14 protein-coding genes are annotated in these 15385 nt (G+C 55.2%); 8 read left to right on the top strand and 6 right to left on the bottom strand.

What is annotated here, in order from left to right:
- Positions 1-134 precede the first annotated feature (134 nt).
- Positions 135-1517, bottom strand: coding sequence for a sensor histidine kinase RegB (gene regB, locus ABWV47_RS10745; protein ID WP_353311563.1), 1383 nt, complete (start codon positions 1515-1517; stop codon positions 135-137).
- A gap of 84 nt (positions 1518-1601) precedes the next feature.
- Here regB and ABWV47_RS10740 point away from each other — a divergent pair, with 84 nt between their 5' ends.
- Both ABWV47_RS10740 and ABWV47_RS10735 read left to right on the top strand, forming a co-directional pair.
- Positions 1602-2231 carry an SCO family protein gene (locus tag ABWV47_RS10740; protein WP_502959699.1) on the top strand — a complete coding sequence of 210 codons (630 nt, stop codon included), beginning with the start codon at positions 1602-1604 and terminating at the stop codon, positions 2229-2231.
- A gap of 70 nt (positions 2232-2301) precedes the next feature.
- Positions 2302-2856, top strand: coding sequence for an ActR/PrrA/RegA family redox response regulator transcription factor (locus ABWV47_RS10735; RefSeq protein ID WP_353311561.1), 555 nt, complete (start codon positions 2302-2304; stop codon positions 2854-2856).
- A gap of 364 nt (positions 2857-3220) precedes the next feature.
- Here the strand turns inward: ABWV47_RS10735 and ABWV47_RS10730 are convergent, their stop codons facing one another.
- Positions 3221-4141 carry a LysR substrate-binding domain-containing protein gene (locus tag ABWV47_RS10730; RefSeq protein WP_353311559.1) on the bottom strand — a complete coding sequence of 307 codons (921 nt, stop codon included), beginning with the start codon at positions 4139-4141 and terminating at the stop codon, positions 3221-3223.
- A gap of 120 nt (positions 4142-4261) precedes the next feature.
- Between ABWV47_RS10730 and ABWV47_RS10725 the strand changes: the two genes are divergently transcribed.
- The 6 genes from ABWV47_RS10725 to ABWV47_RS10700 all read left to right on the top strand — a co-directional run bounded on the left by ABWV47_RS10725 (position 4262) and on the right by ABWV47_RS10700 (position 10696).
- The gene (locus ABWV47_RS10725) at positions 4262-5470 is read left to right on the top strand and encodes a trans-sulfuration enzyme family protein (RefSeq protein WP_353311557.1); all 1209 of its coding nucleotides are present in this window, start codon (positions 4262-4264) and stop codon (positions 5468-5470) included.
- Between the two features lie 87 nt (positions 5471-5557).
- Complete coding sequence (locus ABWV47_RS10720) at positions 5558-6454, top strand: transporter substrate-binding domain-containing protein (RefSeq protein ID WP_353311555.1); 897 nt, start codon at positions 5558-5560, stop codon at positions 6452-6454.
- A gap of 1 nt (position 6455) precedes the next feature.
- A complete protein-coding gene (locus tag ABWV47_RS10715; RefSeq protein ID WP_353311553.1) occupies positions 6456-7382 on the top strand; it encodes an amino acid ABC transporter permease in 927 nt (308 codons plus the stop codon).
- Entirely contained in the window at positions 7382-8158 is a 777-nt protein-coding gene (locus tag ABWV47_RS10710) for an amino acid ABC transporter ATP-binding protein (protein WP_353311551.1), read from the top strand. Before ABWV47_RS10715 ends, ABWV47_RS10710 begins: the two co-directional genes overlap by 1 nt.
- Before the next feature lies 1 nt (position 8159).
- The gene (locus tag ABWV47_RS10705) at positions 8160-9326 is read left to right on the top strand and encodes an amidohydrolase (RefSeq protein WP_353311549.1); all 1167 of its coding nucleotides are present in this window, start codon (positions 8160-8162) and stop codon (positions 9324-9326) included.
- Positions 9323-10696, top strand: coding sequence for an amidase (locus tag ABWV47_RS10700; protein ID WP_353311547.1), 1374 nt, complete (start codon positions 9323-9325; stop codon positions 10694-10696). The genes ABWV47_RS10705 and ABWV47_RS10700 overlap by 4 nt, the downstream gene beginning before the upstream one ends.
- Here ABWV47_RS10700 and ABWV47_RS10695 read toward each other — a convergent pair.
- From ABWV47_RS10695 to ABWV47_RS10680, 4 genes are read right to left on the bottom strand one after another with little or no spacing between them, the layout of a single operon-like run.
- Positions 10693-11763 carry an S-methyl thiohydantoin desulfurase family protein gene (locus ABWV47_RS10695; protein WP_353311545.1) on the bottom strand — a complete coding sequence of 357 codons (1071 nt, stop codon included), beginning with the start codon at positions 11761-11763 and terminating at the stop codon, positions 10693-10695. The two genes, ABWV47_RS10700 and ABWV47_RS10695, sit on opposite strands and share 4 nt — an antisense overlap.
- Complete coding sequence (locus ABWV47_RS10690; protein ID WP_353311543.1) at positions 11760-13325, bottom strand: hydantoinase/oxoprolinase N-terminal domain-containing protein; 1566 nt, start codon at positions 13323-13325, stop codon at positions 11760-11762. Before ABWV47_RS10690 ends, ABWV47_RS10695 begins: the two co-directional genes overlap by 4 nt.
- Positions 13322-14023, bottom strand: coding sequence for a histidine utilization transcriptional repressor HutC (gene hutC / locus ABWV47_RS10685; protein WP_353311541.1), 702 nt, complete (start codon positions 14021-14023; stop codon positions 13322-13324). Before hutC ends, ABWV47_RS10690 begins: the two co-directional genes overlap by 4 nt.
- The gene (locus ABWV47_RS10680) at positions 14020-15384 is read right to left on the bottom strand and encodes a formimidoylglutamate deiminase (RefSeq protein ID WP_353311539.1); all 1365 of its coding nucleotides are present in this window, start codon (positions 15382-15384) and stop codon (positions 14020-14022) included. The genes hutC and ABWV47_RS10680 overlap by 4 nt, the downstream gene beginning before the upstream one ends.
- Between the last annotated feature and the right edge of the window lies 1 nt (position 15385).

Below are 15385 nucleotides of genomic sequence, written 5' to 3'. Positions count from 1 at the left end.
AAATAACAAAACAGTACCAAACTGAGACATGGAAGACCCCAAGAGTAACAAAACAGACCGGAGTAACTTCTTAAATATATTCCAATTGTGGATTGAATTAAGTTGATTTGCAAGTAATTCGGGAATTTTGGCGACTATTGGTGCAGTGGGTTCTCTCCTTTGCCAACGGCATTCGGATTCATTTCAGCGTCAAGTTTGGCGCGTGGCCAGATGACTTCGACAACGGCGCCTCGGCGCGCGACCGTGGATTCACCAGCGCGTAAGCCTACTGCTCCGTTGGCAAAACTTATTTCCGCCCCGGACCGCTCAAGGAGCGTTTTGGCAATGAACAATCCCAATCCCATACCCTCGTATCCCGGGCGTCTTTTGCGATCCTTCTCAGTTTTTCTATAACTCATGAACGGATCTCCAATTCTCCCAATGAGGTGGGGAGGATACCCGGGGCCGTCGTCCATAATGCGCAGAAAAATCGATTCTTCGGTCCATTCTGTTTCAACCCATACGGTTGTTTTCGAAAAATCCACGGCGTTCTGAATCAGATTTCTGAGGCCGTGAATGATTTCAGGGCGTCGCAAAATTTCGGGGCCGTCAAGAATGTCAAAGTGGTCAAAGACAATGTCCTTGCCGCGGTCCATATGTGGTTCCGCCGCTTCTTCGACAACGGTTGAAAGCGGACCCTTTCTCAGGTGTAAGTCGTCTTTGCCAGCGCGTCCCATCGATTGCAGAATGTCCCGGCACCGGTCGGCCTGCTCACGGATCAAAGTGGCGTCTTCGTAGAGTTCGGGTCGGTCTTCGAGTTCTTCCATGAGTTCAGCGCTGGTCAGTTTTATGGTGGCCAAGGGTGTACCAAGTTCATGTGCTGCCGCTGCAACAACGCCGCCAAGATCGGTCAGCTTTTGTTCCCGTGCGAGCGCTAGATGGGTGGCCGCCAATGCCTCCGCCATTGAGGACATCTCCGAAACAACTTGGCGAGAGTAAAATGATGAAAAGAAAATTGCGATCACGATTGCGGCCCAATTGCCAAACAAAAAGACCTCAGGGATCTGTAGAATGAAAAAATTGCCGGTTCTCAGGGGGATATGAAACTCGAGCAGGATTGTGACCATGAGGACTGTGAGGCCTGCAAGTGTGACGGCTGAGCGAATGGACAGAACAGAAGCAGCAATGGTCACCGGTGCCACAACCAGAAAGGAAAACGGGTTGTGCAAACCACCAGTTAGAAACAGCAAGAAGCCCAGTTGAAGGACGTCAAACAAAAGCATGAAGCGGTTTTCAGACTCGGTCAGGAGTTTGTTTTCAGGGAAGACAAACAGCGCAACCAAGTTTCCAATCACCGATATGCCGACGACGAGATAGCAAAGCCCGTACTCTAGTTGCAGGTCAAATCCGAATTGCGCCACCAACAGCGCGACAATTTGCCCAGCAATGGCAATCCAACGCAGCATAATGAAAGTTCGCATGCGAATCCAATTGCTTCGCCGTTGCGAGATCATCAGCGCGTCTGACAAGTCCGTCATCAAATGGCCTTTCTGCTTGTGTCCTGACCTACACTTGATAGGTCTCTGCGAGACTTCCCGCAATATGACATGATGAGGTTTGACATGGTCCGTATGGTGGCTTCAGTGGCTGTTTTTGTAGCGATCTTTGCTTTGGCAGGCATGTGGTATGTCGGACGCGACGACAGCGATGGAGATCAATTTGCTCAATGTCGTGCCAGCCAAGTTGCTGGCGGTGCCGGGGCCATTGGTGGTCCCTTTGAACTCGTGGACGAAGACGGGAAAACCGTCACGGAAAAGGATGTTCTAACCGAACCGTCGCTGATTTATTTTGGGTACACCTATTGCCCTGATGTATGTCCGTTGGATGCTACGAGAAATGCGGAAGCGGTTGAATTGCTTGAAGCAAATGGCGAGGTTGTGACACCGGTATTCATCACCATCGACCCTGCGCGTGATACGCCAGAAGTGATGAAAGAATACACCGACTACTTGCATCCTCGTATGATCGGTTTGTCCGGGTCTGATGAGCAGGTGAAGAAAGCAAGTCAGGCCTATCGGACCTATTACAAAAAGCAGGCTGCGGAAGATGGAGATGACGAGTTTTACCTCGTAGATCACTCCACGTTCACGTACCTCACGCTGCCAGGGCACGGGTTCGTGGAGTATTTCCGTCGCGACGTCTCCGCAGAAGATATGGCCCAAAGGGTCGGATGCTTCGTAGACAACCTGTAAGCACGCCGGAGGTTTGACCCCGAAAGGCTGTGCCGTTAGTACTAGGAAAATTGGCAGAGGATGTAGTCATATGGCGGACAAAGAGCTGCCGGATATCGGGCCGGACAAATCACTTCTATTGGTGGACGACGATGAGCCGTTTTTGAAACGGCTTGCAAAAGCCATGGAAAAACGGGGCTTTGAGGTGGAGACTGCTGGATCAGTTGTTGCCGGTCAGGCAATTGCTACAGCACGTCCCCCGGCCTATGCAGTTGTGGATTTGCGGCTTGGCGATGGCAATGGATTAGACGTTGTAGAAGTCATTCGTGAGAAGCGGGCTGACAGTCGGGTTGTGGTGTTGACAGGTTACGGCGCCATTGCGACCGCAGTGGCTGCGGTGAAGATCGGGGCGACAGATTACCTGAGCAAACCTGCAGATGCGATGGATGTCACCAATGCGCTTTTGAGTGCACCAGACGAATTGCCACCGCCGCCTGAGAACCCAATGAGTGCGGATCGGGTGCGGTGGGAGCACATTCAGCGTGTCTATGAATTGTGTGATCGCAATGTCAGTGAAACGGCGCGTCGCCTGAACATGCACCGGCGAACGTTGCAACGCATTTTGGCAAAGCGCTCGCCGCGTTAACTTTCCCAATCGATGGATGTTATGGCGCGTCGGTATCATGTCGGTATTGCGACTGTAGCGCGGAGGTGCGGCTATAACTGGCCGCGCTTTAACTTTTGTTGCAACGCTCCAAAAGAAACCCCGGCCAAGGGGCCGGGAGGTGGGTTCGTGAAAGACCTCAAGCGTCCTCTGCGGACTCATAGGGGCAGTTTTGCGGGACTGTTGCCTAAGTCTACCAAGATCGGCTTGCTGCGGTCGAATAGCCGTAGGTTCAAGCGGCCTCAAACAGCCGCGGGATGACCTGAACATCCGCAATGCAGGGTGCCAACGCAGCGTCTTGGCACATTGCGCAACGGCAGGACTGGGCTCAAGCGCGCGGATAAGTCTAAGACGGAACGTCGGTAGGTTTGGGGCCAAGTTTCGCTTTGAACCGAAACCACTCTTGATCCAGTGCATCCGCCATCGCATTGATCATTCTTGTCCGTTTTTTGGGTGGGAAAATCATAAGTGTACGGAAATGGATTCTTTCCGTGAGCGGCTTAAGGATCAACCCGCGCTCCACATAGCCCGAGGCGGTTAGCGGGTCGACGATCCCACAGCCCGTTCCAGCCAACACAAGTGCACAGATCGTTGACGAGTAGGCCGTCTCAACCACGATTTTGGGGTGCACATCATGCTGGGCGAACAATGCCTCAGCTTCGCGGCGCGTGGTATCTTCGGGAGCCAATGCGACAAAGGCTTGCTGATCGAGATCGTGGATCGAGATGGTTTCTTTTTTTGCGAGGGGATGGGCAGGATTTACAGCCAGAGCGGCTTGAACAGTCGCAAACGGAACCGCCTCAACCCCGGTGGTGTCGATTTCATCAGCTGTGATCGCAAGATCTACCTGACCTGCGGCGACCATATCGCGAATTGCCGACGAACCGCGCACAAAAAATGAAACAGCGATATCTGGGTTGGATTTATGGAAGTCGCCAATCGCATTAGGAACCAAATTGGTGCTGAAAGCTGAAAGACAGGCTATTCGCAGATCACCGGATCCGAAGTCCCGAATGCGTGCCGCAGCACTTCGAAGCTTTGCGAGGCTTGCCAAAGATACCTCAACCTCTCGATAGAAGAGCTGGCCTTCCGCTGAGGGAACCATGCGGCCTTTCTCTCGGTCAAACAGCTGAAATCCAATCGAACGTTCAAGCGACATAATGGATTTGCTAATTGCGGGTTGCGAAACGCCCAAAACCTCCGCAGCGCGGGATGTGGTTCCGTATGTCATGACGGCATGAAACGCTTCGATAAGCCTAACGTCCATATTCAACCTATAACTATGAGGAATAGAATAGCACTGCATTAATATTGGACGTCATGGCTTTTGGTTGTCAACCTTATACGCATAAGGGATTTCGGATCAGGAGAAGCCAGGGTGGAAGACATGACGCGTTGCCTATCAAACGTATCCGTTCGCACCGAGGGCTACGACAGTCTGACGGTGCCAGTGCATCGTGCGACAACAATTCGCTATCCCAACGCGAAAGAGTTTGCTGATCGATTTGACCGTGGTCCAGATGACTATGTTTATGGTCTCTACGGCACTCCCACACATAGATATCTTGAGCAAAAGATCACAGATTTAGAAGGCGGTGTCCGCACCGTACTGGCACCGTCCGGTCAGGCCGCAATCACGTCGATCATGCTGCATCTTTTGCGTGTTGGTGAGAGGGTTTTGTTACCTGACACGGTGTACGGGCCAGTGAGAGATTTCGCGGATCATGAGCTTGTGGCGCTTGGCATCAGCGTTGCATATTACGACCCGACCGACCTGAGAGCGCTACAAGACGATTTGGACAAGGGCGCGCGCCTGATTTGGCTTGAATCACCGGGTTCAATCACCATGGAGATGCAGGATTTTCCTGCCATAGTGGCCTTGGCACGTGCTGCTGGTGCCCTTGTTGGCTGCGACAATTCTTGGGCGGGTCCACTCAATTTCAGACCACTTGATCACGGGGCAGACGTGGTTGTCGAAGCCCTCAGCAAAAACATAAGTGGCCATTCTGATGTGCTCATGGGTTCGGTTACGGTTCGCGATGACACATTGGGTGTTTCGCTCAAGGCCTTTATGGGGCGCATGGGGATCAATGCCTGTGCGGATGATTGTGTGATGGTCATGCGCGGCATCGAAACGCTTGCCGTTCGGCTTTTGCAGGCATCGCGCTCGGCCATAGAGATTGCCAATTGGCTTGAGCAGCGCTCTGAGGTGAAACGGGTCCTTCATCCCGAACTTGCAAGCGATCCCGGGCATCAAATCTGGAAGCGGGATTTCAAAGGCTCCGCTGGCGTTTTTGGTTTCGAATTGACCGCTGCGGCGTCCGAAAAACTGTTTGAGGCGCTGGATTCCTTGGAGATTATCTCCATTGGGGCGTCTTGGGGTGGAACCAAGAGCTTGCTGGCACCGTCATCCCTCACAGGGCTTCGCACTGCGACCGTATGGCGCGGATCGGAATTTGTTCTGCGTCTCAGTGTCGGCATGGAGGCCACGCCCGACCTCATACAAGATCTTTCGCGTTTCTTGGATGCACTTCGATCCACGCCCGAGCCGGTGCATGCGGTCTCTACATGCGTGGAAGATGCCATGAAGGACTAGTTCGATTTCTGCGCAGTTGCGGGTGGACCGCGTCAGAATTGGGAGGAAGCCAACATCAAACAGCCCAACAGGTAGATGGAGAAAAACATGCCAAGGAATAAATCGACAATCAGAAAAATGCTTGCGCTTTCGGCAATTGCTTTGGCGCCGACCTCAGTGCTTGCAGATGGCTATGATTCCACAGGTGTCGAAGCGGATCCGGGTCTCGCAGCGCGTGTGCCAGCCGACATTCGTGCGGCGGGTGTACTGGTCGCGGGATCAGACAATGCCTTCGCTCCTTGGGAGTATTTGGCAGGGGATGATGGGCAAACTCCCGAAGGTATCGACATCGATCTGGCAAGTGCGATGGCCGCGAAGCTGGGCCTCAGCTATGAGTCACGTACGGCGCAGTTCTCGTCGATCCTCCCGGCACTTGGTACCAACTACGACATTGGGGTCTCTGCGATGTCGATTACCAATGAGCGCATGCAGACGGTCAACTTTGTGAACTACGTCGAAGCCGGAAGTGAATGGGCCGTTGCCGCGGGAAATCCACGCGGTTTTGATCCAGCCGACATTTGTGGCGATGTCATCGCGGTTCAAACCGGCAGCTGGTATGAAGGTATTGTCAAAGAAGAAAGCGAAGCGTGTGTTGCCAGCGGAAAAGACGCGCTGAATATTCTCCCCTTCAGTGTTCAGACCGAAGCCATGACCCGCGTTGCTGCTGGTGGGGCCGATGCAGCTATCGCCGGCGGCGCGACTGTTTTCTACGCGGCCAAGCAATCTGACGGTGCTGTCGAAGCCATGAGGCCTGTTGGGACGCTCGGGGGCACAGGTTTGGTCGGGATCGCGGTTCCGAAGGATGATCTGGAGCTGACCCAGCTGATCTCAGACACGATGAATGCACTGATGGACGACGGCACCTACGGAGCCATTTTGGACCACTGGGGTGTCGCCTCGATGGCCGTGCCTGCAGCGGTGATCAATCCAAAGGTGGACCGTTAAGGTGTCTGACTCGAATGCAATAGACCAAGATGGGAGGCGCTCCAACAGCGCCTCCTTTGAGCATAGCCACGGTGTGTTGATGAATGAAATCGTTCCCCGGCGCCACGTCGGACGGTGGATTGCCGCCGCTGTCTTGCTCATACTGACTCTGCAATTTGCGAGCGAGATTGCCACAAACCCGAACTTCCGTTGGGATACTTTTGCGCGGTTTCTGTTCGACCCTCTGATCTTTAGGGGCATCGGGTGGACGCTTGTCCTCACCATCGCAGCGATGGCTGTCGCTGTTCCGATTGCAATTGCATTGGTTATCATGCGCGACAGCGACAATCCGATTGTGCGAGGTGCTGCCTGGCTTTGGATATGGTTTTTCAGGGGGACGCCGATTTACACCCAGTTGCTTTTTTGGGGGCTCTTCGCAGTTCTTTTTCCGCAGCTCACCCTTTCGGTGCCCTTTGGGCCCGAGTTGATATCGCTCGAAACCAAATGGATCGTGACCCCGATCGTTGCAGCTGTGTTGGGCTTGGGGTTCAACGAAAGCGCGTATCTCACCGAGATTTTCCGCGCTGGCTTTCGGGCCATAGATCGCGGTCAGACAGAAGCTGCGCAAGCTATTGGCATGTCCGGCATCAAAATTTGGACCCGCATACTAATGCCCCAAGCCATGCGCACCATTATCCCGCCAACCGGAAATGAGACGATCGGGATGCTCAAGATGACCTCGCTTGTCCTCGCCGTGCCGTTCACGCTTGATCTGATGTTCGTCAGCAACTCGATTGCGAACCGGCTGTATCAACCGATCCCGCTCTTGATGGTGGCGGCTTTCTGGTACCTCGCGATCACCTCTATTCTCATGGTTGGGCAATTCTATCTCGAACGTCACTATGGCAAGGGACACGATGTGGCTCCTTCCCGGCAGGGGGCAGCATAATGGTGCGCTTGGACACACCTCCCGCCGTCGACCTGCAAGGCATACATAAATTCTACGGTTCCGTTCACGCCCTACGGGGCGTCGACCTATCGATCAAAAAAGGTGACGTCTGTGTCGCCATCGGGCCGTCAGGTTCCGGGAAATCGACATTGTTGCGGTGCATCAACCAGCTCGAAATTGTCTCGGCCGGACGAGTCTTTTTGGAAGGCGAACTGCAGGGCTACACGGAGCGAGACGGCAAATTCCACCCATTGCCGCCGCGCGAGGTTGCGCGGCAACGCCGCCGAACCGGGATGGTCTTTCAGGGCTTCAACCTGTTCCCGCATAAGATGGCGCTGGAGAATGTCACCGAAGGACCGATTCAGGTCAAAGGCCAAAAGAGCAAAGAAGCCAGTGAGCGCGGCACGGCACTGCTTGAGCGTGTTGGTCTGACGGGGCTTGGGGACCGCTATCCAAACCAACTCTCAGGTGGGCAGCAGCAAAGGGTCGCCATTGCACGTGCTCTGGCAATGGAGCCGGAGGTTATGCTTTTTGACGAACCTACTTCTGCGCTTGATCCAGAACTGGTGGGAGAAGTTCTTGATGTCATCACGGACTTGGCCAAATGCGGCATCACAATGATGTTGGTGACACATGAAATCGGTTTTGCGCGTAAGGTCGCAGATCACCTGATCTTCATGGATCAGGGTGCGATTGTGGAACAGGGCGCACCTCATGATGTGCTTGATGACCCACAAAACCCTCGCACAAAAGCGTTTCTCTCTAAGGTCTTATAACATGTTGCACCCAACCGACCCTCGGTTTCTTGAAGAGGTTGCCTGTTGGCGGCGGCATCTTCATGCCCATCCTGAACTGTCTGGCGAGGAGGCGCAAACTGCGGCCTTTGTCAGTCGTAAACTCACCGAAATGGGCATTGCGCATGAGACCGGCATTGGCGGGCATGGCATCGTTGCGCGGCTTCACAGGCCGGGGTCAAATCGCTCGGTTGGGCTTCGGGGCGATATGGACGCGCTGCCTATTGTCGAAGCAAATGATTTTGACCACATGTCAACGCGCCATGGGGTGATGCACGGCTGCGGCCATGATGGGCACACCGCGGCACTGCTTGGCGTCGCGGCGGTTTTGAATGCAGCAGAAGACTGGCAGGGCACCATCCATCTGATTTTTCAACCCGCCGAAGAAAACGGAACGGGAGCGAAGGCGATGATCGCAGATGGTCTGTTTGATCGCTATCCAACCGAACGGCTCTTTGGGTGGCACAATATCCCCGGATGGGACGCCGGCACGGCCGCGATACATGTTGGGCCATCAATGGCTGCTGGTGGTGATTGGCGGGTTTCTTTCCAAGGCGTCGCCGGTCACGCCGCCGCACCGCATCTGACCCGCGATCCGATTACGGCAATTGGGCATTTGATCGTCGCGCTGAATTCTATTGTTCCGCGCAATGTCGATCCGGCGGACACCGTTGTGATCACCTCTTCGATGGTCAGAGGCGGCGTGGTCAGCAACCAAATTCCCGATAGTGCCGAACTGGTCGGGACGCTGAGGACTTTCAATGAAGATGTGCGACGTGCGGTGATCGCGCGAATGGGTGAGGTGATCGAAGGAACCGCAGCTACTTTTGGTGTGAAGGCCGACTATCTGATCAATTCAACGGGCAAGGTGATTTGTGACACGCCAGAAGACTCCGATCTGGCGGTGGAAGCGGCCTACGCTGCGGGCCTCTCGGTCAGCCGCGATATTAAGCCGTTTATGGGTGGTGACGATTTTGCGTTTCTCGTCGATCAGCGTCCCGGTGCCTACATCCATATCGGCAATGGTCCGGTGGTGGGGGAAGGCAAACTTCACAACGCTGGATATGATTTCAATGATGAAGTTTTGGGGCCTGCGATCAGTTGGCTGGCCAACGTTGCGAAACTGGCTTTGAAGGCGGGCCGGGCATGAGCGATGACATCGCCTTGTTGACTATTGCTGAGCTTGCTTCGTGCATCAGAGATGGGGATTTGTCGCCGGTAGATATCACGCAGGCCTATCTGGATCGCATTCAGCGATTGGATGACACGCTACACAGTTTCAACTGTGTGATGGGGGATACGGCTTTGTTGGAGGCACGTAATGCCGAAGGCGCCATTCGCGCTGGACACTGGAGCGGACCGCTTCATGGTATTCCCATCGGGATCAAGGATATGATTGATGTGATGGGTGTGCCGACCACGGCGCAGGCGGTTCACCGCAAGCAGGCGATTGCGGCTCAGGACGCGGGTGTTGTTGTCTCTTTGAGACAGGCTGGCGCGGTTATCCTCGGCAAACAGGCTATGAGCGAATATGCGGTTGGCGGCACGCAACTGGACCACGCTTGGCCGCCGCCCTGTAACCCCTGGGATTTGGGGAAGGACGCTTTGTCCTCTTCTAGCGGGGGTGCAGTTGCCGTTGCTGCCGGGCTTTGCGGCGGCGCGATTGGCACCGAAACGGCGGGTTCCATTCGTGCGCCTGCGGCATGGTGTGGAGTCGCGGGCCTCAAGCCAACCAATGGAATGGTCAGCACCGCCGGTGTCTTGCCTTTGTCCCCGACAATGGATTGTGTTGGACCACTGGCCTGGACAGTTGAGGATTGTGCGATCTTGCTCTCTGGCATGACCGGCGCGCCCTGCAAGGAGGGCTGGCGCAACCTTGATGGGGCCATCGCCGGGTTGCGGGTTGGTGTGGCGCGGAGCTACTTTGAAAATGATCCGGTTGTCGATCCAGAAATTCTGGCGGCAACAGATTTGGCCGTGGATGCCTTGATAGATTTGGGGGCAGTCTGTGTCGACGTTGTTCTGCCTGATTTCGACGCTCTTTGCGCGACGGCCAAAGCGATTTCATGGCCAGAGGAGTATCGCCAGTATCGCGAAGACCTCGCAGCACATCCCGATTGGCTGACCGAGGTTTCCCGGTCGCGGCTGCAGGACGGGCAGTCTTATAGCGACGCGGAATATCGCGCCGCGCTGTTGCGCCGTGAAGAGATCATCGCTGAACTGCGAAACCTTATGCAGGATATCGATCTTCTTATTTTGCCGACGCTTAAGAAACCGGCCCAACCACGCGGGTTTGAGTTCACCGATCTGGGCAAGACCAATCTTGATCTCACGCGACCTTTTAACCTTACGGGTGGACCTGCCCTGACGATGTGCCACGGGTTCTCTGATGAGGGGTTGCCGCTCTCTTTGCAGATTATTGGCCGCCATGACGAGGATACGCTTGTTCTAAGAGCCGGGCATGCGCTGGAGCAGGCGCTTGGAGTGCGCAACCGTCGCCCGCAGATTGCGACCCTCTAGCTGCTGGTTGCGTATCCAAAGGCCTTGGGGCCGATGACCTCCAACGCTTCCGGTGTCTTGAGCAGCGGATTCGCTGGGATCGACAAAACCGCGATCCGCTGACCATAGCGCAGCATATCTGTGGAGAGTGGAGTTCCATCATCCGCGTCCAGAACAACCACCAAATCAGGTACAATGACTTCGGTTTTCCCATTGCGCCGAAAGACCAGAAATTCGTTCTGGAGCTCGATATCGCCAGTTTGTCCTTGCCAGTTTTCAAAACCTTCGATGGTCAGACCACCACGCACAAATCCACCGCTGATCTCCCGTTTCAAATCAGTAATTTTACCCTTAAACGCAAGCTTTGCGCCCGTACATGCGCGCGCTGCAGTCACCGGGTCCTCTCCAGCGGACTGCGCGTCAAGAATGGCGCGCCCCAAAGCAATCGCATTGGAATAGCTGTTGGGGATCGCTGCGCGTTTGGTGAACGCCCCGCTCATGGGGGCCAAGGCGAGAGTCGAGGATCCGCCTTGCGCGACCACAACAGCCCGCGCCATACGTTCATGAAACACTTCTGTGATTGCTTGATCAAAGACCACAATGTTTCCATGCGGATCAGCCATGGCTGATGGGGTCGAGCAATGACCATAGATCGAATAGGTGGTCATCTGCATTTCGGGGAACGCACGGCCCATGCCGTCGCAATCCACCACCGGAATACCCGCCTGAGCCGCGATGATCAGCGGTTCCATTGAATTGGCCCCGCCAATTTCCTGACAGGCCAATGCGTCGGCGCGAAAACCCAGATGTGCCTCAAGTGCTCGAAGGGCCCTAACCCCTTCGCTCCCTTCTTTGATCCTTTCGATGCCGACGATGGGCGCGCCAATGCCACCTAAAGGCACGATCTTTGCATCGTCACGCAGACTCGCAAGGGATATGATTTCCATCTTGTGACCGGCCCGCAGAATTTCCAACGCGCGCAGTTTTACCAGATAGGGATTGCCGCCACCGCCAGTGCCGAGAATGCCTGCACCGATTTCCAGTGCCAGAATATCCTCTTCGCCCAATTGCCAACGATCTTTGGTCACAGCAGACCCTCCATATCACCAACAACACGCACTCGAATGCGTGTGGCATTGCCCGGCAGATAGGCCAAAGGCACGTCTTCGCGTTCGACCACTTCAATTGACTGTGGGATCGCCCCCGCTTGGATTGCCCTGTTGCGCGCTTCGTCCTCGGCGGCCGCCAGCGCTGTCTCTCTGGTGGCTCCTTCAAGGTTGAATATCCGATCAACTTCGCCGGAAACCTGAGCAATTGCGGCTCCAACCGCATTGGCGACACTGGCGTTTTCCGGTCGGATAACCTCAAGATCACCAAGGTGGTCTGGTAAGAGGAACGCCCCACCTCCCACTGCGATGACCGGTAGTGGATCTGCGGAGACACGGCAGCGGTCGACTCCACGCTCGATCTGTTGATGTATCGTTTGGAGAGCTGTTTTCAGGAGGTCTGGTTGCAAGTTGGTGACGCGCGATGGCGCACCGATGTTTGTGACTCCAGACCCAACGGCCACATCTGTCGCCGTGAGGGCGGTGCCCCCAAAAACCATAGCCTCTGACGCAATCTTGTGGCCAACCGAGACGGGTCCAACTCGTGTGCCATCTTCTGCAACAATTGATCCACCACCAACCCCAATGGCAAGAATGTCTGGCATTCGGAAGTTGGTACGTACACCGCCAATGTCGACGGTACTGGAGGCCTGCCGCGGGAAACCTTCGGCCAGGATTCCAATATCGGATGTTGTCCCGCCGACATCGACAACTATGGCATTTCGCAGATTGGTCAGGAACGTAGCACCACGCAAAGAGTTCGTGGGGCCTGAGGCGAAGGTCATGACCGGGTAGCGGCGCACCATGTCTGCTTCCATGAGAGTGCCATCGTTTTGGGTGATGGAAAATCCGCAGGTCAGGCCACTTGTCGAGATCGCCCCTTCAAATGCGGAGATGGTGCTATTGGACAAGTCGAGCAGGGCAGCATTCATAATGGCCGCACTTTCACGCTCAAGAAGGCCGATGCGTCCAATTTGGCTCGACAAAACGATGTCCAACCCGGGCAGAAGCGACTGCAATATGTCGCGCGCCCGTCGTTCCATATCGTCATTTACAGGGCCGAAAATTGACGTAATCGCAGCAGCACCGATGCCCTTTTTAATGATGTCATTCGCAATTTCGGCAAGACCATCAACGTCCAATTCGGAAAGGACACGCCCGTCATATTCGAACCCACCCTTTAGCATGTAGCGATGTCCACCAATGGCCGCGCGCAAATCAGTGGGCCAATCGACCATGGGTGGCAGGCACGCCGCCGCAGGCAAACCTAAGCGAATTGCAGCAACCTCAGAAAGGTTCTTACGCTCAACAATTGCGTTGGTGAAATGGGTTGTGCCGATCATCACATGCCCGATTTGGGAATGTGAGACTTGGGCTTGTGCGATGACTCGTTCTAATGCGTCTTGGATTCCTGATGTGACATCGGATGTGGTCGGTGCCTTAACGGCTGCCAACACTTGGCGACCCTCCATAACAACCGCATCGGTGTTGGTGCCGCCGACATCGATGCCGATACGGAGCCTGTTGACAGATTTAGGCGTCATATCTTTGAGTTCATCCGATAGCCCGGTGCGTAGGACAGTCGCACGGATGTAATGGGCACATCACCATTCCACGTTATTCGGTCGACAGCAAATAAGGCTGCGCCAACATCCCCACCCAACAGCTCCGCCAGAGCGGCGTCTGCATTGATTGCCGAAAAAGAGATGTCGCCGGTTGTATAAGGCGCGTTCTGTATCAGCCATTCATTGGGACTTTCGGCGGCAAAATCAGCCTCCTCTACGCCGGGCAGGGCGGCAACGTTCAACCATCTGTCTTCAAACAGAAACGGGTGATTGTCTGCGAAATGCAGGTTTTGAACGTGCAGCATCTTTGTATGTGTCGGCAGTCCGAGGCGGCTCGTGACAATGGGTGGGGGCGTGCAGAGCTTTTGCGCGATCAAGCTTTGGCGCCATTCTGCGTTTCTTTGCTCCACTTCAAGGCGAATGATCGGGATATCAAGGACAATCCTACTTGTGGGGTGGCTTGCAACGCGGGTGCCTGCGCGCCGCCGCCTGTCAAGAAAGCCTGCATCCGCTAATGCACGCATCGCCCGGTTCACAGTGGTCCGAGCACATCCCAATTCTGTTGCCAGATCGGTCTCGTTTGGAACGGCATCGCCCGGGAGCCATTCCCGTTCCGTTATCCTGCGAAGAAGTTCGGCATGGACGCCGCGCCAGGACTTCGTATCAATACTGGTCATATTCGCTCCCTCAACCCGCGCATGGTTTTGCGATACATGTGTTCGATCGCATTGCGTCGGATGTGTTTACCATCGTGCACCATATGGCGACCAGCAGACCAGACATCGCTGATCAATGTGTCGTCTCCGGCGAAAATAAAGCTGTCTAGAATGGCGTCGCCGGTCCGACCTTCAAGGTCAACGCTTTCGAGATCCAGCGCCACCAAATCTGCCCAATTGTCTGCGATGATGCCGCCTGATGCGCGCCCCAATGCCTGTGCCCCACCAGCGACCGCGTTGCTATAGAGGTTGCGCCCAGTGGATTTGGTCTCAGCGGCCAAAATGGCCCGGCCGTAATCTCGCAGGCGTTGGGAGTATTCCAGCGTCCGCAATTCTTCGGACAGGGAGATCCTGATATTTGAATCGGATCCGATACCGAACCTGCCATTTTGGTCGAGATAATTGCGCCCATCAAATATGCCGTCGCCGAGGCTAGATTCGGTGATCGGGCACAGGCCAGCGACCGCGCCGGTCCGTGCCAGGCTGACGGTTTCATGTCCGGTCATCTGTGTGCAGTGGATCAGGCACCAGCGTTCAGTCACATCATGATGCGACAGCAGCCAATCCACGGGGCGTTGCCCATAGGCATGCACAACTTCGTCCACCTCAGCGATCTGTTCCGCAAGGTGCATATGAACCGGTTGAGACGGGGCGAGTTCAAGCACGGCGGCCAAGCTTTCCCGGCTCACCGCGCGCAAAGAATGCGGAGCCACACCCAGCTGGGTATCTGAGGGAAGCGTGCCCAATATCTGAGCCGAGCGCGCATACAGCTTTTCGAACTGGTCGATGTCGTTGCCAAAACGGATTTGGCCCTGTGTCAGTGCAGAGGCATCGCAACCGCCCTGCATATAAAGAACAGGCAACATCGTGAGCCCAATGCCACTTGTTTCTGTTGCTGCCGCGATACGCGCTGACATCTCGGCGATGTCGGCATACGAGGTCCCGTCTGGTTGATGATGCAGGTAGTGAAACTCACCCACGCTTGCATAGCCAGCTTCGAGCATTTCCATCTGCACGAAGGCGGCAATGGCCTCTACATCGTCCGGCGTGAGGGCATCTAGAAAACGAAACATCAACGCCCGCCAAGTCCAGAATGTATCTCGCCCGCTTGGGCCTTGCCGCTCAGACAGCCCGGCCATCGCGCGTTGGAACGCGTGAGAGTGCAAATTGGCCGGGGACGGAAGGAGTGCGCCGACTTGAAGGCCGGTTGGCGCGGTATCGGCTTTCACCTGATGGATACGACCGTCTTCGGCGATCTCGACCGTCACTGCATTTGCCCACTGATCAGCAACAAGTGCTTGTTTGGCCCAGATGGTCTGCATA

The sequence above is a fragment of the Shimia sp. NS0008-38b genome, assembly GCF_040370365.1.
Lineage (GTDB): Bacteria > Pseudomonadota > Alphaproteobacteria > Rhodobacterales > Rhodobacteraceae > Shimia.
The sequence above is the reverse complement of the archived record's forward strand: the minus strand, read 5'-3'. Positions and strand labels throughout refer to the sequence as shown.

Coding starts and splice junctions, on each gene's coding strand:
- regB (WP_353311563.1), bottom strand. CDS start 1,517: ATGACGGACTTGTCAGACGCGCTGATGATCTCGCAACGGCGAAGCAAT.
- ABWV47_RS10740 (WP_502959699.1), top strand. CDS start 1,602: ATGGTCCGTATGGTGGCTTCAGTGGCTGTTTTTGTAGCGATCTTTGCT.
- ABWV47_RS10735 (WP_353311561.1), top strand. CDS start 2,302: ATGGCGGACAAAGAGCTGCCGGATATCGGGCCGGACAAATCACTTCTA.
- ABWV47_RS10730 (WP_353311559.1), bottom strand. CDS start 4,141: ATGGACGTTAGGCTTATCGAAGCGTTTCATGCCGTCATGACATACGGA.
- ABWV47_RS10725 (WP_353311557.1), top strand. CDS start 4,262: ATGACGCGTTGCCTATCAAACGTATCCGTTCGCACCGAGGGCTACGAC.
- ABWV47_RS10720 (WP_353311555.1), top strand. CDS start 5,558: ATGCCAAGGAATAAATCGACAATCAGAAAAATGCTTGCGCTTTCGGCA.
- ABWV47_RS10710 (WP_353311551.1), top strand. CDS start 7,382: ATGGTGCGCTTGGACACACCTCCCGCCGTCGACCTGCAAGGCATACAT.
- ABWV47_RS10705 (WP_353311549.1), top strand. CDS start 8,160: ATGTTGCACCCAACCGACCCTCGGTTTCTTGAAGAGGTTGCCTGTTGG.
- ABWV47_RS10700 (WP_353311547.1), top strand. CDS start 9,323: ATGAGCGATGACATCGCCTTGTTGACTATTGCTGAGCTTGCTTCGTGC.
- ABWV47_RS10690 (WP_353311543.1), bottom strand. CDS start 13,325: ATGACGCCTAAATCTGTCAACAGGCTCCGTATCGGCATCGATGTCGGC.
- hutC (WP_353311541.1), bottom strand. CDS start 14,023: ATGACCAGTATTGATACGAAGTCCTGGCGCGGCGTCCATGCCGAACTT.
- ABWV47_RS10680 (WP_353311539.1), bottom strand. CDS start 15,384: ATGCAGACCATCTGGGCCAAACAAGCACTTGTTGCTGATCAGTGGGCA.